Source organism: Chloroflexota bacterium, assembly GCA_011322445.1.
Classification (GTDB): domain Bacteria; phylum Chloroflexota; class Anaerolineae; order Anaerolineales; family DRMV01; genus DRMV01.
This window is the reverse complement of record DRMV01000013.1, coordinates 1-22,890: the sequence shown is the minus strand read 5'-3', so window position 1 is coordinate 22,890 and position 22,890 is coordinate 1. Positions and strand designations below refer to the sequence as shown.

Genomic DNA, 22,890 nt, shown 5'->3' with positions numbered 1-22,890 from the left:
AGAGAAGTCACCTGGTTGCCTGGTTGTGGGGTTGCGAGGTGTTGGGGTCAGACGCGGTCAGCGAACTGGCGCTCCATACGGCGGAAGAAGTAGAGGCCACTAATGAGCACCACCAAAGCAGCAGCAACAGAAACCCACAAAGAAGGGCCGGGGCCGGTAGGCGTGCCCAACAGCGCCCACCGGAAGCCATCCACCACGCCTGCCATCGGGTTGAGGGCATACACCAACCGCCATTTCGGCGGCACCAAGGTCGAAGAATAAGCAATCGGCGTGATGAACATCCAGAACTGCGTCAGGAAGGGCAAAGTGTAGCCCACATCGCGGTAAAGCACATTGAGCGCCGAAAGCCACAACCCCACCCCTAACGCCGTAATCAGCGCCAGCAGCAGGAAGGGAATCAGGGTCCAGATACGCGGCAGCAAGGGGACATGGTAATAAGCCATCATCCCCAGCAATACCAGGAAGGCGATGAAGAAATCAACCAGCCCGCCGAAAAGCGTTGCCAGCGGAATGATGAGCCGCGGGAAATACACTTTCGTGATCATGTTGCGGCTGGCGACCAGCGAGCGACCAGCCTGGCTCAATGCCTTGGAAAACAACTGCCACGGCAGCAAAGCCGCATAAGAGAAAATGGGGTAAGGAACATTATCGGAAGGCACTTTTGCCAGCCGTCCGAAGAACAAGGTGAAAACCACCATGGTGAAAAACGGCTGGATGATGGCCCACGCAGCGCCCAAAAAGGTTTGCTTGTAGCGCACTTTGATATCGCGCCACGTCAGAAAGTAAATCAATTCCCGATAACGCCACACTTCCCGCAGGTTGAGATCCATCCAACCACGGGAAGGGCGCAATATGGTCACTTCTTCAGCAGGCGAAGGGGAAGCCATAACACCTCTCAATGGCAAAAAGTCAGGCGATCTCGTGGCGATGTTCCCGGAACCAGGCAATGGTGCGCTTGATGCCTTCCGAAAAAGGCGTACGCGCCTGCCAGCCAAAGTATTTTTTCGCCCGCGAAACATCCAACGCGCGCCGCGGCTGGCCGTTGGGCTTGGTGGTATCCCACACGATTTCGCCCTGGAAATCGGTCAGGTCGGCAATGGTTTCGGCGAGGTCTTTGATGCTGATTTCCTGACCTGAGCCCAGGTTGACGGGTTCGGGGCCGTTGTACTGCTCCGCGGCCTGCACGATGCCCTCGGCGGCGTCTTCCACATAGAGGAACTCGCGCGTCGGCGAGCCGTCGCCCCAAAGCACCACTTGTTTTTCGCCGCGTTCCTGTGCTTCGATCATCTTGCGGATGAGCGCGGGAATCACATGGGAGGATTCCAAATCGAAGTTGTCGCGCGGCCCGTAGAGGTTGACCGGCAGCAGGTAAATGGCGTTGAAGCCGTATTGCTGGCGGTAAGCCTGCGCCTGCACCAGCAGCATCTTCTTGGCAAGGCCGTAGGGGGCATTGGTTTCTTCGGGGTAGCCGTTCCAAAGGTCGTCTTCTTTAAAAGGCACCGGGGTAAATTTGGGGTACGCGCACACCGTGCCGATGGCGACGAATTTTTCCACGCCGCGCTTCCAGGCTTCGTGCATCAGTTGCACGCCCATCATCAGGTTATCGTAGAAGAACTCCGCGGGGTGCAGGCGGTTGGCACCGATGCCGCCGACGTGCGCGGCCAGGTGAATGATGATGTCGGGGCGGGCGTCTTCCACCAGGCGGACGACGTCCGCGTGTTTGACCAGGTCATAATCCTTGCTGCGGGGCACGAAAATGTCGATTGCACCGCGTTTTTGCAACTCGGCGACCACAAACGAACCAAGGAAACCCGCACCGCCAGTGACGGTAACGCGCTTGCCTTCCCAAAAATTGCTCATGGTGTTGCTCCTTTGGAAAAAGTCCACCGGCGACACCGATGGGCACCGATAGACGCAAGTTTTTGTAGTGTTCAGAGCAGCCAATCTTTTGCTGCAAGCCGTGCCCTGAGCGTTAGCGAGCGTTGCCGTTGAAGGCGCAGGGCACTGCGCGTTTCGACCGCGGCTGCTCACAGCCTTCGCTCAGCGCGCTTTTGGCGTGGGGAACGGCATTGCCGTCTTCCACGCCAAAAGCGGAGGCGTTTTTCGAGGCGCAGCAACCTCACCCGCGGCTAAGGGCTTCCAAATACCACTTGGTGTAGCGATGCACCTCCGCGTCTTCCAGCGCCGCGACCACGGGAAACCAGCGGAACGCGCCATGTTGCTCCACGGGCAGCGCCTCGGCTTCGAGATCGCGTTCCAAATGGTAGCCCAACGTGACGTAGTGAATGTCGGTCACGGGCAGGCCACGGAAGGCCTCCTGGGGGTAGAGGTGCGTCCACGCGCCCAACAGGCGGGCTTCGCTGATGTCCAGGCGCACGCCCACTTCGGCCAGGCTAATGCGCTGGAACGCATCGGCTAAGGTTTCACCCTTGCGAATGCGCCCGCCGGGCACAAACCACCAGCCCTGCGCCGGTGGATTGCGCCGCTGCCCCAACAACACCTCTTGCCCTCCGTGGCGGGTCACAATGAGGTCAATGGAAACCAACGGCGCATGCTGGACGACGTGGAAGAAATCCTCATCGCTGAGGAAGCCGGGCGGGAAGGCACTCATCGCTGGTATTTGTGCTCCAGCCGTTCCAGATCCGCGTCCACCATCATGCGGATGAGTTCCTCGAAGGTCACTCGCGGCTCCCAGCCCAGTTTTTCGCGGGCTTTGGAGGGATCAGCCACCAGAATATCCACCTCCGCGGGGCGGAAGAAGCGCGGGTCTTGCTTGACGTAATCGCGGTAATCCAGCCCCACGTGAGAGAAGGCCACCTCGCACAGTTCCCGTACCGAGTGGGTTTCGCCGGTGCCGATGACAAAATCTTCCGGCTCGTCTTGCTGCAACATCAGCCACATGGCGCGCACGTAGTCGCCGGTGTAGCCCCAATCGCGCTTGGCTTCCAGGTTGCCAAGGCGCAGTTCGTCGGCCAGGCCGAGTTTGATTTTCGCCACGCCGTGGGTCACCTTGCGGGTGACAAATTCCAGGCCGCGGCGGGGGCTTTCGTGGTTGAAGAGAATACCGGAAACCGCGAACAAATCGTAAGACTCACGATAATTCACCGTAATCCAGTGGCCGTACACCTTGGCCACGGCGTAAGGGCTGCGGGGGTAAAACGGCGTGGTTTCCTTTTGAGGCGTTTCTCGCACTTTGCCGAACATTTCGCTGGAAGAAGCCTGGTAAAAGCGGGCATCGGGGCGCACCAGCCGCATGGCTTCCAACATACGCACCACGCCGAGCGCATTGACCTCGCCGGTAAGCACAGGCTGGTTCCAGGAAGTCGGCACGAAAGATTGTGCCGCCAGGTTGTAGATTTCGTCAGGCTCGTGGGTGCGCAAGACGTCCATCAGCGAGCCGAGGTCGTGCAAGTCGGCCTGGACGAGTTCAATGCGGTCCACGAGGTGTTGAATGCGGTCGTAAGTCAAACGGCTGGTGCGCCGCACCAGGCCGATGACCTTATAGCCTTTTTCGAGCAGGAATTCGGCCAGGTAAGAACCATCCTGGCCAGTGATACCGGTGACAAGTGCTGTGGGCACAGATGCACCTCCTTGACGGGTTCAGAATAGCGCTTTATTATACCGCAAGCCCGGTGCCCTTCCTTATTTACCGCGCGGGGCGCCGGGGAGTTTGGGGCACAAAACAAAACGCCCTCCACTTCTCGCAAAAAGTAAGTGCTGCTTTTGGAAAGCCCCCTACCGGCCTCCACCGCTTTCAGGAGGATGCTTTTCAGGCACTGCTTCGCTCACCCACGGCGCGCCGCTGACGGTGGAAAGCATCATCAGGAAGCGCGTCACCAGGGCTAAAGTCACCGCCTGCCCCACGGTTGCACCCAACAGCGTGTAGAGCCCAACAATGGTAACTTCCCGCACGCCGTAGCCGTTCAGGGAAACCGGCAGCAGGGCCGCGGTGTAGGAAATCACCGTGGCGCCGGCCACTTCATACCAGGCTACGGGAATGCCCAACGCCCGCGCCAGAAGCCACGCGGCTGTGAAGGGGAGCAAAAGCGAAAGCCATGAGATCGCCAGCCCGGCCAGCAACGTGCGCGGCGCCCGCGCCCAGGCGCCCAAATCCTGCATGAAACGCTGCACCCAGGCCCATATCTTCCGGGGAAAAGCCCCCGCGCCAGCCACCACCCGGCCGCCTTCCTGCCCTAAGGTGGGAAGCAGCGTACCGAAAGTTTCCCAGGTGAGCGGCAGAAAACTGTACATTGCCGTCACGTTGACCAGCCGGTCGACCACTACCGAGGCCAGCGCCGTGCGGGTGTCGGTGACGTCCAGAATGCCGGTGACCCGCAAGGCATCGCCGCCGATGGTGGAAGGCAGGAAGTTGGAAGCGAAAGACCCCGCGAGGGTCAGGCGTACTGCTTTCCAAAAAGGCACGGGAATGTCCACGCCGCGCAACAGTGTGTGCCAGCGCCACGCGTTCACCAGCAGGCCAAGCCAATACAGCCCCAACGCTGCCACCAGCACTTGTGGGGAAAGCCGCCGCAAGGCCCTGAGCAGCGCGGCCCAATCTTGCTGTGCCAGCAGCCAAGCCAGCAAAAGCAGCGCCACGAGCGTTCCGGCGGCTTTTACCCAAAACCAGCGGCGTGATTTCATTGGCCCACCAGCCGGAGCAAATCGGGCAGAAAGGAGGTGTCTTTGCCCTCGCGGGGGATGGTCAGGCGATAAGAAGGCACGTGCGTGACAAGCCTTTCCAACAGTTCCTTTTCCCGTGCGCGCCAGGCGGCGATCTGTGACGCGTAGGTTTCGTCCTGGGCCTGCAGCAGGGCCAGGAAATGGCGCGCTTCGTGGAAGTTCATTTCCAGCAAGGCGGCAATGTCTTCCGGCGCGGGGGAAAACTGCTGCAGCGCGGCCCGTTCACCTTCGGCGCGTCCCAGCCATACCAGCGCCGACAGTTTGGCCCGCCGCATTTTGGGCTTGCCGGGCCAGAGTTTTTCCTGTTCCACCCGCACAGGCCACTTGATGCGGTCATGGCTCCAGCGGCGGATGTTCCCCAATACCCACAACCGCATTTTCTCCACCGCGCGAAGTCGCTTGCGCAGTTCGGGCACCCACGAAAGCAGCGGCCAGTACAGGTGCGAGCGGGTCAGATACGAGTAGGTGGCGCCCTCAGAGGTCACGAAGACGTAATCGTCGGCGTGCAGGCCAATGTCCTTGCCCCCATGCACCAGCAGGACCGAAACCGTGGTGGTCTTCCCCACACCACCGTGACCGGTGAAGAGCACACTGTGCCCGCTGCCTGCCACGGCACCTGCGTGGAGCATCAGTACACCGCGCCGTGCGGCCAGGTAACGCAGGGAGGGGTGCACCAGCATGTGGTGGATCATGGGAATAGCCCAACGGTTGCCCACGGCTTCGATCACCGCCTGGTCATCGCCGAGGTGAATGCGGTAAGCCCAGCGGGCAAGCACCTTGTGGGTGTGGCGCACCCAATTTGCCGGTGCTTTGTGCCTCACGCCGCGCCGAAAGCGCAATTGCACCACCGGTATGTGTGCAGGCAGGTCTGTACTCACATACACCCCATATTCGGCCCGGAAAAACGCGGCGGCTTCCGCGTCGTCGGTTTCCAGTTGAAAGGCAACAATGTCATGGAAATTGAACATCAACTGCACGGCATCCCTCACAAAGCACTGGCTTGGATCAAAACTTCTTCGTAGGCAGCCACCACGACTTGCAGGTCGAAGCGGCGGGCGCGGCGCAGGCTGGCTTCCCGGAAGGCACGCAGGCGCTCCGGCTCGGTGAGCAGGGCGCGCAGGGCCTCCGCCGCGGCTGCGGTATCTTCCGGCGGAATCAGGAAGCCGTTTTCTCCCTCAGCCACCACGTCCAGGAAACCGCCCACCTTCCCGGCGACGATGGCCAGCCCCTTGGCAAGCGCCTGCACCCCTACCACCGGTAGCCCCTCGCTGCGGGAAGGCATGAAGAGGATGTCGCCCTCGTCGAACCACGCCAGCACCTCTTCTGGCGTGACCCAGCCGGGGAAGGCAACGCGCCCCTCCAGCCCCTCGGCGCGCACGGCGGCTTCCATCTCGGCCCGCAGGGGGCCATCGCCCAACATCGTGCAGCGCCAGGGAAGGTCGCGCAGGCGCGCCAGGGTACGCACAATTTGAAGAGGGTTTTTCTGCGGCATGAAACGCCCGGCAAAGAGGATGTGCGGCGGCCGGTGCAGGCGAAAGGCCCGCGGCCGCAGGGCTTCCACGTCCACCCCGTTGGGGATGACCCGGATGTTCACGGGGTAATGCGCCTGCGCCAGGCGGCGGGTGAAGGCGCTAACGGCGGTGATTTGCGCCGCACCGCGCCAGATGGGGCGGGTGAAGGGGAAAATCCACCGGAACCAGCGCCCGGTCTTTTCCGGTGCGCCGCCCGGCACGTCGCCCAGGTGCGCGGTGAGCACGTAGGGCGTTCCTGTCAGCCGTGCCACGGCCCGCGCGGCTGCCCCTGCAGGCACGGCAAAGTGGGCGTGGAGGACGTCGGGCTTCCAGCGGCGCGCCATGCGCCAGCCAGCGAGAGCGGCTGCGGCCACATAACAGCCCATCGCCCGCAGGTCGGCGCGGTAGGCCTCGCGGCGGCACGAGCGCAGGCGGAAGACTTCTACCCCGCCATCGGTTTCGCGGCGAGGCAGGCCGGCGTGGTGGGCCGTGAGCACGCGCACTTCATGCCCGCGTGCCGCCAGCCCGCGGGCGACTTCCTGCGCCACCTTGCCGCCGCCGCCGCCCACCGGCGGGTATTCGTGTACGAAAACGAGAATGCGCATTACTGCTCTGCTTTGGCTGCCGGGTTCAGCACCCGCCGCACGGTATAGGTCGGCTTCCCCTGGGCTTCGTGGTAGGTGCGCACCAGCAGTTCGGCAATCAGCCCCATCAGAATGGACTGGAAGCCCAAAATGATGAACATCAGGCTGAGTTGGAAAAGCGGTGAGGTGAACAGCGCCACGCCCCAGAAAATGCGGCGGATGATGAGGAACACCAGCAAGAGGGTGCTGGGCAATACCAGCGCCAGCCCCAGGCCGCCGAACAGGTAAATCGGCTTGTGGAAATAACTCAGCAGGAACTTGACGGTGAACAGGTCCAGGATCACTTTCAGGGTGCGCATCAGGCCGTATTTGGAGCGGCCGAACTTGCGGGGGTGGTGGCGCACCGGCATTTCGGTGATGCGCGCCCCCACCGAGGCCGCGTAGGCCGGGATGAAGCGGTGCATTTCGCCGTAGAGCCGGAAGCCTTCCAGCACTTCGCGGCGGTAAGCCTTCAGCGTGCAGCCGTAATCGTGCAGGTGCACGCCCGTGACCCAGGAAATCAGGGCATTGGCCGTGCGGGAAGGCAGCACCCGGGTGAGAAAAGCGTCCTGGCGGTCTTTGCGCCAGCCGCTGACGACGTCGTAGCCTTCTTCCAGTTTGGCCACCAGCAGCGGAATGTCGCGCGGGTCGTTCTGCAAGTCGGCGTCCATCAGCACAACGATGTCGCCGATGGCATGGTCAATGCCCGCAGCAATGGCCGCCGTCTGGCCAAAATTCCGCCGCAAAAAGACGACACGGATGTGCTCCGCATCCGCTTCTGCCAGTCGTTCCAGCACTTCCACACTGCCGTCGGTGCTGCCGTCGTCCACCAGCACGGCTTCCCACGGATAGCGGCAATCGGCCAGGGCTTCCTGGAGCGCCTGCGCCAGCAGCGGCAGGTTTTCGCGTTCGTTGTAAACCGGGATCACCACCGAGAGTTTCACGGTTGTCTCCTCGTCATGATTTCCAGTTTGCCCTGCCGCCCCAAACATTCCGGCACCAGCGAGATCTCCTGGCGAATGGCAAAACCGGCAGCCTCAAAAGGGGGCAGCGGGCCATCGAGCAAAACATGCTCATCCGTAATCACCACATCGGCCTGGGCAAGCCACTGCTGCGCCAGCGCCGGGTTCCAGTAGCCCCAGGAAGCCAGCGTTTGCGGGTCACCACCCTGCCGGAAGTTGTAATGGTCATTGAGTTGTTGGGGAAACACCTTGATCTCGCGCGTGCGGAGCAGCACGGTGGGGGGATAAGCATCCCAATAAACCGTGGCGCCGGGCGGGATCGCGCGAGCAAGGGCCTCAGCCGCCTGGCGGTGAACGGCGAGCACATCGGGGGCGCAGTCGTAAGGCCGCCACGCGCCGCTCAACAAAGGGAGGGGAGAGAGCAACGCCAACGCAGCCAACCCCACGAGCCAGGCGCGCTGGGGAGCAAAATGCCATCGCCCCACCAGCCAGGCCGCCCCGGGGAAGCCCACAAGCAACACAAGCGTCCAGAACACCCGCCCCGCCTCGCTCATGGACAATTGGGGAAACACGTGGAAATGCGGCCAGGCGATGATCCGCCGCAAGAAAACCTCACCGGCATGGAAGCCAATGCGCCGGAAAGTGTGCGAAAGCCCATTCAGCAAGGCAGGAAAATTGCTGGCTGCCAGGACCGCGAAAAGCAAAGCCGCCAACGCTTGCGTCACACGCCGCTGTGGTGGGTTTTCCCACACCTGGTGCAACCCCACCGCCCCCACAGCGACCATCAACGGTGCATAAAAGCCGCTGTAAGGCGTGAAACAGTCCACGCAATAAGATTTTCCCACCGAAGCCCAGGCGTGGAGCAGTGCGAGTGCCCAGACCAGCACAATGCCGGCCCCCAGGGCGCGTCGAGAGGAAGGCCGGGGTGACGGCCGTGTGGCCGTCCAGGCAGCCATGCCGGCGAAAAGGCCCGCCCAGGCCAGCGGCCAGGCCAAGAACGCATTGGTCAACGCCGCCAACCGTTGCCATACGCTCACCGAGACCACCGCAGCCCGCGGCGCATGGCTGAGGTCTACGCCGAATTGAGATGGCAAATGCACCACCGATGGCAGCCAGCGCGCCCACAACCAGACTATGCGCGGCCAATACACCGCATGCAGGCCAAGCACAACAACCAGGGAAGCCCCCCAAAACCACAGGCTGCGGCGCGGCCACGCCCACGTCACAAAAAGCCCAATCAGCGTCCAGGCAATCACCATGTTGAGGCGCGTCATCACCATCAGTCCGGCCAGCAAGCCGCTCAGCGCCAGTTGCCATTTGGCAGGGCGCTCATCGGCAAGCAGCGCCACCACCCACACCAACATGGCCGCCACCAAGGCCTGGGAAACGGCCAGGCTATAAATTTTCGCTGCCGCAGGCATGGCGGCAAAAGCCCACACGGCGGCAGCCGCCCAGCGCCGATCGCTCAAACGCCGCACCAGCAACCACAACCCCAGCAACATCACCACCGCGGCCACAATCGAAAAATAGCGCCCCACATCCAGCCCCGGCCCGAACCATTGCTGCACCTTGCCGGGAATCAGGAACGAAAGCGGCATGTGGTTGGTCCAGGGGCCGTCGGGCTGGAAGGGCCGATAGACGCCCTGCGCAAAAAGCAGCCCCTTGTAGAGGTAAGTTCCCTCATCCAGCACCGGCTGCTGATGGTGAGCGAAATGGAAAGCCACAGCAGCAAAAACAACCATGCCCAAAGCCGCAACGGCCTTCCACACAGGGTTTTCCTCGTTCAACCTATCTCGCCAGCGCCGAAACAGCAATGTTGCCACTTCATGCTCCCGTTGGAATTTGCGCAGCCCACGCCCGCTCGGCCTGATACCACGCCACCGTGCGGCGGATGCCTTCCGGCAGCGCTACCGCGGGCTCCCATCCCAACAAGCGGCGGGCTTTTTCGATGCTTGCCCATGTGGTTTCCACATCGGCTGGGTGACGCGGCTCGTGCACAATATCTGCTTTGCGCCCCACGGCACGCTCGATGAGGGCAATGAGTTCTTTGACCGTGTAGGGCCGGTCGCTGCCCAGGTTGATGACTTCATAGCCCAGGGGCTTCAGGCCCAGCAACGTGCCGCGGGCGATGTCGTCCACGTAGGTGAAATCACGCGATTGCGAGCCGTCGCCAAACAGCCGCAGGGGACGACCCTCACTAATCCATTGAATGAAGCGGAAAGGCGCCATATCGGGGCGACCGGCAGGCCCATAGACAGTGAAATAGCGAAAGACGGTCACATCCAGCCCATAGAGGCGGTGGTAGGTGTAGCACAGGGCTTCCGCGGCCTTCTTGCTGGCCGCGTAGGGGGAAAGCACATGATCGGTATTGGCGTCTTCCCGGTAAGGTGCGGTATTGCCTTCGCCGTAGAGGCTGGAAGTGGAAGCCTGGACGAACTTGGGCACACCGGTGCGACGGCTCATTTCCAGCAAATTGAGTGCGCCGGTGGTGTTGGTTTCGATGTAGACCCACGGGTTTTCGACACTGTACCGCACACCTGCCCGTGCCGCCAGGTTGATGACCGCGTCGAAAGATTCGTCTTCGCCCAAAGCGAACACGGCAGCCCGGTCGGTAATATCAAGGGCATGGAAAACGAACCCCGCGCGGCTGGTCAGCCGCGCGAGGCGGTAATCTTTCAGGCGCCGGTCATAGGCATCGTTGAGGTTATCCACCCCCACCACCGTATGCCCTGCTTCCAGCAGCATTTCGGCCACGCGCGAAGCAATGAAACCGGCCACGCCGGTTACCAAATAGTGGGGCACGGGCGGCTCCTCGCCTTAGAAAAGCGAAAGTTGTTTAGGCTGTTTCTTTTCGGGCGGCGCTTCTAACTCGGTTTCGGGAATTTCAGCAGCCCGACGGATGAGTTCCGGCAGTTGAGCAAAATCGGCTTCCACCACACGGCGCAGGGAAGGCTGATGCAGCGCCGCCGCAGGGTGATACATGGGCACCACCAGCTGGCCGCGCACTTTGAACGGCCGACCGTGAATCTGGCTGATTTTAGCGTTGGGCACAAACTTTGCCATCGAGAACCGCCCCAGCGTCACAATGACCTTGGGGTGAATAGCCTGAATTTGGCGGTCGAGGTAAGGTGCGCAAGCCGCGAGTTCTTCCGCCTCAGGGTCGCGATTGCCCGGCGGGCGGCATTTGATGACGTTGGTAATGTAAACCTCTTCCCGCTTGAGGCCAATGCCTTCCAGCAATTCGTCCAAAAACTGCCCGGCCGCGCCCACAAACGGCCGCCCTTGCACGTCTTCGTGAAAGCCAGGGGCTTCACCAATGAACATAATTTCGGCGTTGGCCGGCCCTTCCCCCGGCACGGCTTTGCGTCGCGCCAGGTGCAATGGGCATTTGGTACAGGCGCTCACTTCTTGCGCCACTTCGCTCAAAATTTGCTCAGCGTTCATGGGCTTCGTCTCCTTCTGCCGGGGAGGGCAGCATCACGGTCATAATGAGCGCGTCTTCGCCATTGTCGGTGTAATATTTCGGGCGGCGGCCTACTTCCTGAAAACCATAACGCCGGTAAAGCACCTGAGCCGGAAGGTTTCCGGCGCGCACTTCCAGTGTGGCCAGCCGCGCACCGGCTTCTCGTGCCGCCGCGAGCAGGGTTTCCAACAACCGACGGGCAATGCCTCGCCGCCGGAAGTCAGGATGCACGGCCAGCGTCGCCACATGGGCTTCGTCAACGACCAGCCACAGCACAACAAAGCCCACCACCCGCCCCTCGACCTCGGCCACCCACAGCCGGGAGTGTGGGCTGTGGTGCAGTTCATGAGCATAAGCAGAAGGCGGCCACGGCGTGGTGAAGGCCAGGCGGTCCAGTGCCTGCACCGCCGGTATGTCGGCATCTTCCATCGGGCGAATGGTCACCATCATGCCGGGATAGGGGTGCCGGTGTGCAGGTAAATGGGGGCAAGTGAAGCCACCGGGTGAGTTTGCCCTTGTTGCCAGCGTTGCCAGGCGAGTTCGGCCAGGAAGGCGGGGCGGCGAGCACAGGCCGCAGGCGAGGGCAAGCGCACGGTTCTATATTTGCGGGCGAGGCGCGAACGCTCATCGGCAGTGAGTTCGCCGCACACCACCGTGGGCTTCCGAATGCGCTGGGCTAAGGTCTCTGCCGTAAAGATTTCCGGCCCGCCCGCGGCTTGCCACCGGCCTTCGGTTTGGGTGTACCACCCCACCGCCAACCGCCCCCGCCCGGCAGGTAGCACCGCTGCCAGCGAAGGGAAGGCCACATCAAGCGGCACGGCGGCTGCAACAGCCTCCAGCGTGGGAACGCCCACCAGCGCCAGCCCGCGCGCCACGGCCAGCCCTTTGGCGAAGGCCAGCCCAATGCGCAAACCGGTGAACGAACCCGGCCCCAGGGCAACGCCTACGGCTTGCACATCTTCTATTGCGAAACCAGTCTGTTGAAGCACCTGAGCCACAAGAGGGGCAAGTTCCTGCGTATGGCGGCGGCCGCTTTGCCAGTAGGCTTCTGCCAGCACCCGCGCCCCATCGTACAAAGCAACACCAATTTGGGTTGTCGAAGTATCCAAAGCCAACAGCATCGCAGGCCCTCACACGCCACGTAAAATCGCCGCTCGCAGCGAGCGCACCAGCGCGCGCGGCCGCTCGCCTTGAGGGTAAAAAGTCAACGCCCGCTGAGATTCACCCAACCACACAAAACGCACCGTGAGCCGCTCGGCCGGCAAAGCCTCTGCAATCACATCAGCCCATTCCACCACCAGGGGCGCCTCTTCAGCCAGTGCTGGAATGTCCAAATCCCATGCTTCGGCAGCGCCGCTCAAGCGGTAAGCATCCACATGATACAAGCGGGCACCATCGCCGCGCTGATAGACGTTGACCACCACGAAAGTGGGGCTGGAAACCGCGTCGGTGGAACCCCACCCCGCGGCCAGGCCCTGGACAAAGGTGGTCTTGCCGCCGCCGAGGTCGCCTTCCAGCGCGAGCACGTCGCCCGGCTGCAACCATTTTCCCAACCGCATTCCCAAGCGGCAGGTCTGGTCGGCCGAGCGGGTGATAAACTCCAACGCGTCTGCTTGCAAAATCGCCATTGCCTTCCATTATACCAGCCGCAGCCAGGAAACCCGCCTGCTTTTACCGCGCGCGGCCGCCCTCCGCACCTTTCCCCCGAAAAGCGCAAAGCCGCCGAAAACAGCCCTTAGGACACTCAAGGAAGATAACGACCTTGCAACAAAGTGTGGCCGGTGCCCTGCTGCAAGCACCCCACCAGCGCAACAGCCGTGGGCGGCGCATCGGGCCTGAGCAATGCCAGCAGCGGGGCTTCCCACGCCTGCGGATGGACGTTCAACATCTGCACCCCCTGCGCCTCTTCGGGGAACGCCTGCAGCCATGCCGCCGGCACGAAGCCCAACGCGGCCGCATCGTCTCGCACCGCGGTAAGCATCGCCTGCGGAGAGGGGGCCAGGGAAGCATCACCCCGTCGCGGTGCGCCCGCCAACCAGGCATCCAAACGGGCACGCGCGGCAGTGCCTGGCATGGGAAGCCAAAGCGCCACAGGCGGTGGTGTGGCTGCAGCATTGGCCCAAACCCGCACCTGCCCCATCACCATGCGGCGCAAGGCAGCCTCGTCGAGCGTCGCCCCATGCTCGCCGTGGACAATCGCCACCAGCCGCTCACCGCCCAGCGGGTAAGCCCGCCATCCCTGGGGCGGCGTATCGCCCCACCACAGGCGAAGGTTGGCTGTGGCGGGGGGCGGCGTCTCTTGGGGTTGCGAAAAGACCGCCAGGGGAAGGTTCAAATCGCGGGCACAGGTTTCCAACGCCGGGCGCGCGGGTTCCAACGCCTGGGGCAGTGCGACCACCACCGGCACAGGCAAAGCCGTGGCCGTGGCTGTGGCCGTCGCAAGCGCCGCCGTGGAGGTGCCGGCAGGCTGGGCGGTGCAGGCCGCAAGCCAAACCAGCGCGGCCAGCAAGAACCATCGAGGGGTGCGCATGGTGGGAATATACCACACGCCAGGCGGTGTTACAATAAAAACAAAGGTCAACCGCCTGCCTGACCAGTCAGACGGAATTCGGACGCGGGCCCACCGCGTGCAACAAGGAGGCTGCCATGCCTGACCACACCTTTCGCATCGTCGAACCATCGTCTGAAGTGGAAATTCACCTGCCCGACGGGCGGGTCATTGCCGGGGCGCGCGGTGCGCCTGTGGGCGATTTTCTCAAACTGATTGCCGATGAACTCCCCGCGCCGCTGATGGGGGCTATCGTCAACGACGAACTGCACGAACTGACTTACCCGGTGCAACTGGAAGCCCGGGTGCAGCCAGTTACGTTGGCCGATTCCGACGGGATGCGCATTTACCGCCGCTCGCTGGTGTTTTTGCTCGAGGTGGCGTTCTCGGAACTGTTCCCCGAGGGGCGTCTGGCGGTAGACCATTCGGTGGTGTCAGGGGGGTATTTCTGCCGCACGAAACCGTCGCTGGACGCGGCCGCGCTGCAACGGTTGGAAGCCCGCATGAAAGAACTTGTGGAGGCCGACTTGCCCATCGTGCGGGGCGAAATGCCGTTAGACCAAGCCATTGCCTATTTCGAGGCGCACGGCCATAGCGACAAGGTGCGCCTGCTGCGCCACCGCACCAAAGATTACCTCACCGTGTACCGCCTTGGCGATTATCTCGATTACCACCACGGCTATATGGTGCCTTCCACCGGCCACCTGCGCTGGTTCGGTCTGGTGCAGGCAGGGCACGGTTTCATTTTGCGCTTCCCCAAACGCGAAAAACCCACCGAACTGCCGCCCATGAGCCGGCCTTCCAAACTGCTGACCACGTTCCAGCAATACGGCGATTGGCTGCGGCGGCTGGGCATCAACAACGTGGGGGCGCTCAACGACGCGGTAGAAAACGGCCGCATTCGCGAAATCGTGCTGGTGGCCGAAGCCCTGCACGAGCAGCGCATTGCCGACATTGCCAGCCAAATTGCCCAGCGCCGCGACCAAGTGCGGGTGGTGCTGATTGCCGGGCCTTCCTCTTCCGGCAAAACCACTTTTTCCAAACGGCTGGCCGTGCAACTGCTCACCCAGGGACTTTCCCCCTTCCCTCTGGAACTGGACAACTACTTCGTGGACCGCGAAAAAACGCCCAAGGACGAGCACGGCCATTACGACTTCGAGCATATCGACGCGCTCGATCGCGAGCGGCTCGCTGCCGATGTCGCCCGGCTGCTGGAAGGCAAGGAAGTCCAACTTCCCAAATACAACTTCAAGGAAGGACGCAGCGAACCTGGCGAAATCGTCCAACTCGCGCCCGACCAACTGATCATCATGGAAGGCATCCACGGGCTGGACCCGCGCTTGCTGCCAGGGATTCCTCGCGAGCAAACCTTCCGCATTTACGCTTCGGCTTTGACGCAACTCAACCTGGACTGCCACAATCGGGTTTCCACCACCGATACGCGGCTCATCCGGCGCATCGTGCGCGACGCCCGCGACCGTGGCTACACCGCCGAAGACACCATCGGCCGTTGGGAAGCCGTCCGGCGGGGCGAGAAGCGCTGGATTTTCCCCTTCCAGGAAGAAGCCGACGTGATGTTCAACTCGGCATTGGTGTATGAACTGGCCGTGCTCAAGCCGTTTGCAGTGCCGTTACTGCTTCAGGTGCCCCACCACACTCCTGCCCACATCGAAGCCAAACGCCTGCTCTCGCTGCTGGAATGGTTCGTCCCCCTCGATGCCTCCCTCGTGCCCGACGATTCCCTCCTGCGGGAATTCGTGGGCGGCTCGATTTTGCGGGAATTCCTTTTGTGGCAAAACGGCATGCACTAACCCGGCTCTCTGCACGCGCGGAGGAGGTGCGTCATGACCACGCTGGGAGACTTGCTGGATAGCCTGACCGTCGAAGGGAAACTCTACGAAACGCTGGAAGATGGCAGCGTGCGGTGCCTGGCGTGCGGTCACCGTTGCGTCATCAAGCCAGGGCGGCGAGGGGTCTGCCAGGTGCGGTTCAACCGCGACGGCAAGTTGATGGTGCCGTGGGGCTACGTGGCCGGGTTGCAAGCCGACCCCATTGAAAAAAAGCCTTTCTATCACTTCATGCCCGGCTCAGACGCCCTCACTTTCGGCATGTTAGGCTGCGACATGCATTGCTCTTTTTGCCAAAACTGGTTGACCTCACAAGCCCTGCGCGACCCGGCGGCCGACATTGCCGGGCGTTTCATCCGCCGCACCACTCCAGAAGAAATCATCCAGGCTGCACTGCGTGCCGGGGCTTCTACCATTGCTTCTTCTTACAACGAGCCGCTGATCTCCATCGAGTGGGCGGTCGACATCTTCCGGCTGGCAAAACAGCATGGCCTGAAAACCGTGTTCGTCTCCAACGGCCATGCCACGCCCGAGGCACTGGCGTTCCTCAAACCGTGGCTGGATGGCTACAAAGTCGACCTCAAGACCATGAACCCGCGGGAATATCACAAACTCGGCGGCAATCTCAACCGGGTGCTCGACACCATTCGGGCAGCACATGAGATGGGCTTTTGGGTTGAAGTCGTGACGCTGGTAATTCCCGGCTACAATGACAGCGTAGACATGCTGATGGACGCAGCGCGCTTCATTGCCTCGGTTTCCCCCAACATTCCGTGGCATGTTACCGCATTCCACCCCGACTACAAAATGACCGAGCCGCCGCCCACGTCGGTGGAAACCCTCATCAGGGCCGCCGAAATCGGCCAGGAAGCCGGCCTGCACTTTGTGTATGCCGGCAACCTGCCGGGGCATGTTGGCGAATATGAGCACACCCTTTGCCCGCACTGCGGCGCGCCGCTCATCAAGCGGTGGGGCTATATCATTGAGGCATATCACATCACTGCGGAAGGCACCTGCCCCCGCTGTGGAAAACCCGTGCCCGGCGTGTGGCCCGACGACCCGGCCAAAGTCCGGCTGGGTGGCCCCGGACGCCCGCGGCTGGTGTGGTAAGCCCCAAGCAAGCAAAAGAAAAGAAGAAAAAAGCCTGACAGGTTTTCCTGTCAGGCTTTTTTGCTATACCAGCGAGGGATGATTTACCCGCCGGGCTTGTAGCCGGTGGAGATAGTACCGTCCAGCAGGCCCTTGCGGATTTCGTTCAGCTTGTCCTTGACTTCCTGCGGGATCTTGCTGTCGAAGTCATGGAAGGGGGCCAAGCCGGTCTTGCCGTAGTAATTCCCGCTGGGGAAGTTACCGTCTTTCGCCAGCTTGATCAGGTCGAACACGCCAGGGGTGATCAGCTTCATCGCGCTGCTCACCAGGCAGGGGTGCGCCTCGGGCACGGTCAGCCACTGGTCGGTGTCCACGCCGATGCAGTACACCTGCTTGCCGGACTTGGCAACGGAAGCCACCTCGATGAGGGCACCGTTACCGGTCTTGCCGCCAGCACCGAAGATAACGTCTGCGCCCTGGTCCATCGCCTGCTTAGCCGTCGCGGCGCCCCATTCGGGGTCGGTGAAGGCGTTGTCCAACCCACCGGGGTGGTAGGTGGAGATGATCTTGATGTCGGGCTTGATGTACTTCGCGCCATTCTCATAGCCTTCCTTGAAGGCCACAACCGGCGGCACCAGGTTGGTGCCCAACACAGCACCGATGGTGTTGGTCTTGGTCAGCATCGCAGCCAGCGCACCGGCGAGGAAGCCAGCCTGATCTTCGTGGAAGATCAAACCAGCCACGTTCGCCACCGGCTGAGCCTGGAACTGGTCAACGCCGATGAACTTGATGTCCGGGTACTTCTGGGCCATTTCATCGGTGGCCTGACCCAGCGCGAAGCCCACGGTCACGATGACGTCGTAGCCATTGTCGGCGAACAGTTGGATGTTGGTCGCGTAGTCTTTGGCGTCAGTGGTCTCGATGTAGTCGATTTTGTCGGCAATGCCCTTGGCCTTGGCCTCTTTGACGCCTTCCCAGGCGGACTGGTTGAAGGACTTGTCGTCGATCTGGCCGACGTCGGTCACCAGGCCCACGCAGAAGACATCAGGGCTGGCGCAGTCGAGTTCTTTAGAAGCCTCGGTCGGCGCCTGAGTGGGAGCCTCGGTGGCTGCGGGTGCTTCGGTTGCCGCAGGAGCCTCCGTCGCGGCCGGTGCTTCGGTCGCCGCGGGTGCCTGAGTGGCAGCCGGGGCCTGCGTTGCCGAGCTCTGCGTGCCGCAGGCAGCCAGCGCCACCACGGCAATCAAGAGCATAGCAACCAAGATGAAGAGTTTCTTGCGCATCTTGCTCCTCCTGAAGAGAGAAAGGGATTACGTCGGGCGTAAGTATAGCCGTTTTTGCGGTTTCCAGCAAGTAAATTTATCGCGGAGGGGGTTTCCCTGGCCCCAGCCCACCTCCAAATGCCTTTTCAAGCGTCCCAGCAAGCGGGCCCACCCATTTTTATCCAGAAAAATTGGGCATTTCTACACACAGGCCGCCCAGATGGCCCGGAAGCGGTACAATTACCCTCAAAAAGGCCTTCAGGAGATACGCCCATGCGAGAAATTTTGTCGGAACTGGAACAATGGCACGCCGCCGGGGAACGCATCGCGCTGGCCGTAGTGGTTCAAGCCCAACGCCCGGCGCCGCGGCCGGTCGGCTCGTGGCTGGCCGTGACCGCTTCAGGAAAGATCGCCGGCTCGGTCAGCACCGGATGTGTGGAAAGCGCCGTGGTGCAGGAAGCCCAAGCACTGCTGGCGGGCAAAGCCGCCCATACGCTGCACTTCACCATGACCGACGAAGGCTCGTGGGAAGTAGGGCTGACGTGCGGCGGTGAAATCGCAGTGCACGTTTCCTTATTTACCGACGTGCATGCGCGCTTGCTCACCGCCTTGCGCCAGGGGGAAACCGTCGCGCTGGTGACCTCCCTTGAGGGGCACGGCCATCTTCTCGCGTGGGAAGATGGCCGAAAGGAAGGCAACCTCGACCTGGCCGCCGCGCTGGAAGGTGCATTCCCTGGACCCCAGGCCGCCCATCGCACGACGCCCCAGGGGGAATGCTTCGTGCAAACGTTCGTCCCGCCGCCGACGCTGAACATTGTGGGCGCGGTGCATCTGGCCCAGTTGCTGGCACGGCTGGCGACGGTCGCGGGATACCACGTGCGCGTCATCGACCCCCACACCCCGTTTGCCACCCACGAGCGCTTTCCCACCGCCGACGAAGTGGTTCGCGCCTGGCCCCAGGAAGCCCTTATCCCCACCTTCCTGCGCCCCACCGACGCCGTCGTGGCGCTGGCTCACGACCCGAAATTCGATGTGCCGGCGCTGGCCGCAGCACTGCGCAGCCCTGTCGGTTACATCGGCCTGCTGGGTTCCCGCCACACCCAGGCTGCCCGCAGGGATGCTTTGCGGGAATTGGGTTTCGGCGAGGACGAATTGGCGCGCATCCACGGGCCGGTAGGCTTCAAAGTGGGGGCCTCTTTCGAAGCCATTGCTGTGGGCATCATCGCGGAAATCGTTGCGGTCCACAATGGGAAGTGGCCCTTAAAAACATCGTAGGGGCACCCGGCAATGGCTCTAAAACGCGTCATGGCGAGGCCTATTCGGTCTCGCCATGACGGCATTGGCGCTTTTCGGACAATCTTTCGTGCTTCGACTTCGCTCCCGTTGGTCGCTCCGCTCAGCACAAAAGGCCAAGGGCAGCGCAATGCTCCACACTCTCCACTCAACGCACTTATCCGCAACTCAGGGTAAGAAGGCTTGCTTTGCGCGGTGAGGCTCGCGCTGCCCTTACGGCAAGATTTTTCGCGGAGAGCCTCTCAGGCTTTCTGAATGCCGAGAACGACTTTGCCGCCCGCGGCTTCGGTAGTGAACGCGCCTTCGGGCGGGGTGGCGGCGGCCATTTCCACGGCCAGCACTTCGCCCATGATGTAATCGCGAAAGGCTTCCACGGCTGCAGCAATCTCTTCGGGCGCCTGGTAGGTCAACCGGATGCGGTCGGCGAGGTCAAGGTTGGCTTCCTTGCGTGCATTCTGCACCCAGCGCACGAAGTCGCGCGCCAGGCCTTCCTGCCGCAGTTCGGGGGTGATCTCGGTGTTCAGCGCGGCCAGATAAGCGCCTTCGGAAGCCACGGTCAGGCCGCCGTGGGCTTCCATGATGACTTCCACCTCGTCGGGCAAAATCTCGCAGGTCTGGCCTTCGACTTCCACGGCCACCGGCTCGCCCGCGAGCAAGCGCTGTGCAGCGGTTTCCGCGTCCAAAGCCAGAATGGCCTGCCGCACTTTGGGGAACAAGCCTTTGTATTTCTGCCCCAACTGTTTGGGCAAGGGCTTCAGGCGGTAGGAAACCGCCTCGCCCTGACCGCTGAGCACGCGCACGCGCTTGACGTTGAGTTCGTCGGCCAGCAGGTCGGCGTAGCGGGTGACCACATCCTGCTCACTGGCGCGGCCCACCGCGAACGCGGCTTCCTGCAAGGGCTGGCGCACTTTGATGCCTGCTTTGTTGCGGGCGGCGTGCCCTAAGGAAACCAGTTTGAGCACCAGCGCCATTTCGCGGTTCAGGGTTTCGTCGATGGCGGTTTCGTCGCAGGCAGGCCAGTCGGCCAGGTGGACGGATTCGGGCGCGTCGGGTGTGACGGGGCGCACCAGATTTTGGTAGAGTTCCTCAGCCATGAAGGGCATCGCGGGGGCGATGAGTTTCGCCACCGTGACCAGGGCTTCGTAGAGGGTGCTGTACGCGGCGTGCTTGTCCGCGTCCGACGCGCTCTTCCAAAAGCGGCGGCGGCTGCGGCGCAGATACCAGTTGGAAAGCCGCTCCACGAAGGCTTCCACCGGACGGGTGGCATTGAGCGCATCGTAGGCTTCGTAAGCCTCGGTCACGGTTTTGGTCAGTGCGTGCAGTTCCGAGCGCAGCCAGCGGTCGAGTTCGGTGTAAGCGGGTTCGGTTGCCGCGCTGGGTTCCCAGCCGTCCAGCGAGGCGTAGGTGGTGAAGAACGCGTAGACGTTCCACAGGGTGAGGGAGAAACGGCGCACCGTGCCGCCCACCAGGTTGAGGGAAAACCGCTTGCTGTCGCCGGGGGGGCCGGCGGTGTAGAAGTACCAGCGCAACGCGTCCGCGCCGTGGACGTTGAGGACGTCCCACGGGTCGACAATGTTGCCGCGGGATTTGGACATCTTGAAACCGTTTTCGTCCAGAATCAGCCCCAGGCAAACCACGTTTTTGAAGGCGACATCGTCGAAGAGCAGGGTGCTGATGGCATGCAGGGAGTAGAACCAGCCGCGGGTCTGGTCAACGGCTTCACAAATGTAATCCGCGGGGTGCTGTTCCTTGAAGATTTCCTGATTTTCAAAGGGATAATGCCACTGCGCGACCTGCATGGCGCCCGAATCGAACCAGACGTCGATGAGTTCGGGCACGCGCTTCATTTCGCCGCCGCACTTGGGGCAGGCCAGGGTCACTTCGTCCACATACGGGCGGTGCAGGTCGAGGTCGCTGAGGTCGCGTCCGGCCATTTCCGAGAGTTCGGCCACGGAACCGACGGCGTGCTGGTGGCCGCATTCCTGGCACTGCCACACGGGCAGGGGCGTGCCCCAGTAGCGTTCCCGCCCCAGGGCCCAGTCGATGTTGTTTTCCAGCCAGTTGCCGAAGCGCCCGTGCTTGATGTGCTGGGGCACCCAGTTGATTTTTTCGTTGAGCGCCACCAAGCGGTCTTTGCGGTCGGTGGTGCGGATGTACCACGTCGGGCGGGCGTAGTAAAGCAGGGGCGTGCCACAGCGCCAGCAGAAGGGATAACTGTGGGTGTAGGTTTCGGCGCGGAACATCAGGCCGCGCTTTTGCAGGTCTTCGATGATGAGCGGGTCCGCGTCCTTGAAGAACATGCCCGCCCACGGGCGCACCGCGTCCACGATGGTGCCGTCGGGCTTGACGGTGTTGATGACCGGCAGGTCGTATTTGCGGGCCATTTCCATGTCGTCCGCGCCGAACGCGGGCGCCATGTGCACCAGGCCGGTGCCGTCTTCGGTGGTAACGAAATCGGCCAGCACCACGAAGTGTGCGGGCTTGTCGGGCGGCACGAAGGTGAAAAGGGGCTGGTAGCGTTTGCCGTCCAGGGCTTTGCCGGGGAATTCGGCCACAATTTCAACGTCTTCATCGCGGAAAACCTTTTCCAGCAGCGGCTGCGCGACGATGAGGAATTCCTCGCCGCCGTTGGGCAGGGCGCGTTTGACCTTGACGTAGGTCACCTCGGGGTGGGCGGCCACCGCAACGTTGGCCGGGAGCGTCCATGGGGTGGTCGTCCACACCAGCAGGGCGGTGTTCGGCTCGTCCTTCAGGGGCAGGCGGACGTAAACCGAGGGGTCTTCGGTATCTTTGTAGCCCAGCGCGACCTCGTGGTCGGCGAGGGGCGTGCCGCAGCGGGGGCAGTAGGTAACCACCTTGTGACCGCGGTAAATCAACCCCTGTTCCCAAAAGCGCTTCAAAATCCACCACACGCTTTCAATGTATTCGTTGTGGTAGGTGACGTACGCGTTTTCCAAATCAACCCAAAAGGCAATCCGCTCGGTGAGTTTTTCCCAATCCTGAATGTATTCGAACACCGACTGGCGGCAGAGTTCGTTGAACTTTGCCACGCCGTAGGCTTCGATCTGGCGCTTGCTGGTGAAGCCGAGTTTCTTCTCGACCTCGATTTCCACGGGCAGGCCGTGGGTATCCCAGCCACCGCGGCGAATGACATGGTAGCCGCGCATCACGCGATAGCGCAGGAAGATGTCCTTGAAGGAACGGGCGAGGACGTGGTGCACGCCTGGCTTGCCGTTGGCTGTGGGGGGGCCTTCGTAGAATACAAACTCCGGCTTGCCGCGGCGGGTTTCCTCGGTTTTGTGGAAGATGTCGTACTCGCGCCAGAACTTGAGATGGCGTTCTTCCACTTCGGGCAGGTTGACTTGGGGGGAAACGGGCTTGAAAGGCATGGAAAACCTCCTGAAAATGGTTGCCTGGTTAGATTGCTTAGTTACGCGGTTACTTCGTTACCTGGTGGCGTGGCACCTGACACTTAGACTCTATCCGAAAAATCGGAAAGGAGTTGAAAAAGAAGGCGTAACCTGCTAAAAAGGGTGTCCCAAAACCACTTTAGCGAGGTTACGCCATGCGCAGAAATCCTAACACAAAACCAGCCAGCCCGGACTATTTTCGTGT

20 protein-coding genes are annotated in these 22,890 nt (G+C 62.1%); 3 read left to right on the top strand and 17 right to left on the bottom strand.

The features are described from left to right. Positions 1-47: 47 nt before the first annotated feature. The 15 genes from ENJ54_02510 to ENJ54_02440 form a co-directional block, all read right to left on the bottom strand. Entirely contained in the window at positions 48-887 is an 840-nt protein-coding gene (locus tag ENJ54_02510; protein HFC08718.1) for an ABC transporter permease, read from the bottom strand. 22 nt (positions 888-909) lie between these two features. After that, positions 910-1,860, bottom strand: coding sequence for a GDP-L-fucose synthase (locus tag ENJ54_02505; protein HFC08717.1), 951 nt, complete (start codon positions 1,858-1,860; stop codon positions 910-912). 259 nt (positions 1,861-2,119) lie between these two features. After that, complete coding sequence (locus ENJ54_02500) at positions 2,120-2,611, bottom strand: GDP-mannose mannosyl hydrolase (protein ID HFC08716.1); 492 nt, start codon at positions 2,609-2,611, stop codon at positions 2,120-2,122. Next, on the bottom strand, positions 2,608-3,579 hold the full coding sequence (gmd, locus tag ENJ54_02495; GenBank protein ID HFC08715.1) for a GDP-mannose 4,6-dehydratase: 972 nt from the start codon (positions 3,577-3,579) through the stop codon (positions 2,608-2,610). Before gmd ends, ENJ54_02500 begins: the two co-directional genes overlap by 4 nt. Before the next feature lie 156 nt (positions 3,580-3,735). Continuing rightward, on the bottom strand, positions 3,736-4,641 hold the full coding sequence (locus ENJ54_02490; GenBank protein ID HFC08714.1) for a flippase-like domain-containing protein: 906 nt from the start codon (positions 4,639-4,641) through the stop codon (positions 3,736-3,738). Beyond that, positions 4,638-5,648, bottom strand: coding sequence for a hypothetical protein (locus ENJ54_02485; protein ID HFC08713.1), 1,011 nt, complete (start codon positions 5,646-5,648; stop codon positions 4,638-4,640). The genes ENJ54_02490 and ENJ54_02485 overlap by 4 nt, the downstream gene beginning before the upstream one ends. 17 nt (positions 5,649-5,665) lie before the next feature. Next, positions 5,666-6,796, bottom strand: a complete 1,131-nt coding sequence (locus ENJ54_02480; GenBank protein ID HFC08712.1) for a glycosyltransferase family 1 protein — start codon at positions 6,794-6,796, stop codon at positions 5,666-5,668. After that, positions 6,796-7,758: a glycosyltransferase gene (locus ENJ54_02475; protein ID HFC08711.1), complete on the bottom strand. Its 963-nt coding sequence runs from the start codon at positions 7,756-7,758 to the stop codon at positions 6,796-6,798. The genes ENJ54_02480 and ENJ54_02475 overlap by 1 nt, the downstream gene beginning before the upstream one ends. Then, the gene (locus tag ENJ54_02470; GenBank protein ID HFC08710.1) at positions 7,755-9,599 is read right to left on the bottom strand and encodes a hypothetical protein; all 1,845 of its coding nucleotides are present in this window, start codon (positions 9,597-9,599) and stop codon (positions 7,755-7,757) included. The genes ENJ54_02475 and ENJ54_02470 overlap by 4 nt, the downstream gene beginning before the upstream one ends. A gap of 1 nt (position 9,600) precedes the next feature. Then, positions 9,601-10,578: an NAD-dependent epimerase/dehydratase family protein gene (locus ENJ54_02465; GenBank protein HFC08709.1), complete on the bottom strand. Its 978-nt coding sequence runs from the start codon at positions 10,576-10,578 to the stop codon at positions 9,601-9,603. Between the two features lie 15 nt (positions 10,579-10,593). Continuing rightward, positions 10,594-11,220: a uracil-DNA glycosylase gene (locus ENJ54_02460; protein HFC08708.1), complete on the bottom strand. Its 627-nt coding sequence runs from the start codon at positions 11,218-11,220 to the stop codon at positions 10,594-10,596. After that, the gene (gene rimI / locus ENJ54_02455; protein ID HFC08707.1) at positions 11,210-11,689 is read right to left on the bottom strand and encodes a ribosomal-protein-alanine N-acetyltransferase; all 480 of its coding nucleotides are present in this window, start codon (positions 11,687-11,689) and stop codon (positions 11,210-11,212) included. Before rimI ends, ENJ54_02460 begins: the two co-directional genes overlap by 11 nt. Next, entirely contained in the window at positions 11,686-12,360 is a 675-nt protein-coding gene (tsaB, locus tag ENJ54_02450; protein HFC08706.1) for a tRNA (adenosine(37)-N6)-threonylcarbamoyltransferase complex dimerization subunit type 1 TsaB, read from the bottom strand. The genes rimI and tsaB overlap by 4 nt, the downstream gene beginning before the upstream one ends. A gap of 9 nt (positions 12,361-12,369) precedes the next feature. Continuing rightward, entirely contained in the window at positions 12,370-12,867 is a 498-nt protein-coding gene (gene tsaE / locus ENJ54_02445) for a tRNA (adenosine(37)-N6)-threonylcarbamoyltransferase complex ATPase subunit type 1 TsaE (GenBank protein HFC08705.1), read from the bottom strand. A gap of 116 nt (positions 12,868-12,983) precedes the next feature. Next, positions 12,984-13,787 (bottom strand): hypothetical protein, encoded by an 804-nt coding sequence (locus ENJ54_02440; GenBank protein HFC08704.1) that lies wholly within the window; start codon positions 13,785-13,787, stop codon positions 12,984-12,986. A 98-nt stretch (positions 13,788-13,885) separates the two neighbouring features. Between ENJ54_02440 and ENJ54_02435 the strand changes: the two genes are divergently transcribed. Together ENJ54_02435 and amrS are read left to right on the top strand one after the other, a co-directional pair. Then, positions 13,886-15,598, top strand: coding sequence for a nucleoside kinase (locus ENJ54_02435; protein ID HFC08703.1), 1,713 nt, complete (start codon positions 13,886-13,888; stop codon positions 15,596-15,598). A gap of 33 nt (positions 15,599-15,631) precedes the next feature. Then, positions 15,632-16,744 (top strand): AmmeMemoRadiSam system radical SAM enzyme, encoded by a 1,113-nt coding sequence (gene amrS / locus ENJ54_02430; protein HFC08702.1) that lies wholly within the window; start codon positions 15,632-15,634, stop codon positions 16,742-16,744. 83 nt (positions 16,745-16,827) lie between these two features. Here amrS and ENJ54_02425 read toward each other — a convergent pair whose 3' ends face one another. Further along, positions 16,828-18,003: a BMP family ABC transporter substrate-binding protein gene (locus tag ENJ54_02425; protein ID HFC08701.1), complete on the bottom strand. Its 1,176-nt coding sequence runs from the start codon at positions 18,001-18,003 to the stop codon at positions 16,828-16,830. Positions 18,004-18,120: 117 nt separating this feature from the next. On the opposite strand from ENJ54_02425, the gene ENJ54_02420 reads away from it, so the two are divergent. Then, positions 18,121-19,257, top strand: a complete 1,137-nt coding sequence (locus ENJ54_02420) for an XdhC/CoxI family protein (protein ID HFC08700.1) — start codon at positions 18,121-18,123, stop codon at positions 19,255-19,257. 260 nt (positions 19,258-19,517) lie between these two features. Here ENJ54_02420 and ENJ54_02415 read toward each other — a convergent pair whose 3' ends face one another. Beyond that, positions 19,518-22,664, bottom strand: coding sequence for an isoleucine--tRNA ligase (locus ENJ54_02415; protein ID HFC08699.1), 3,147 nt, complete (start codon positions 22,662-22,664; stop codon positions 19,518-19,520). Positions 22,665-22,890 lie beyond the last annotated feature (226 nt).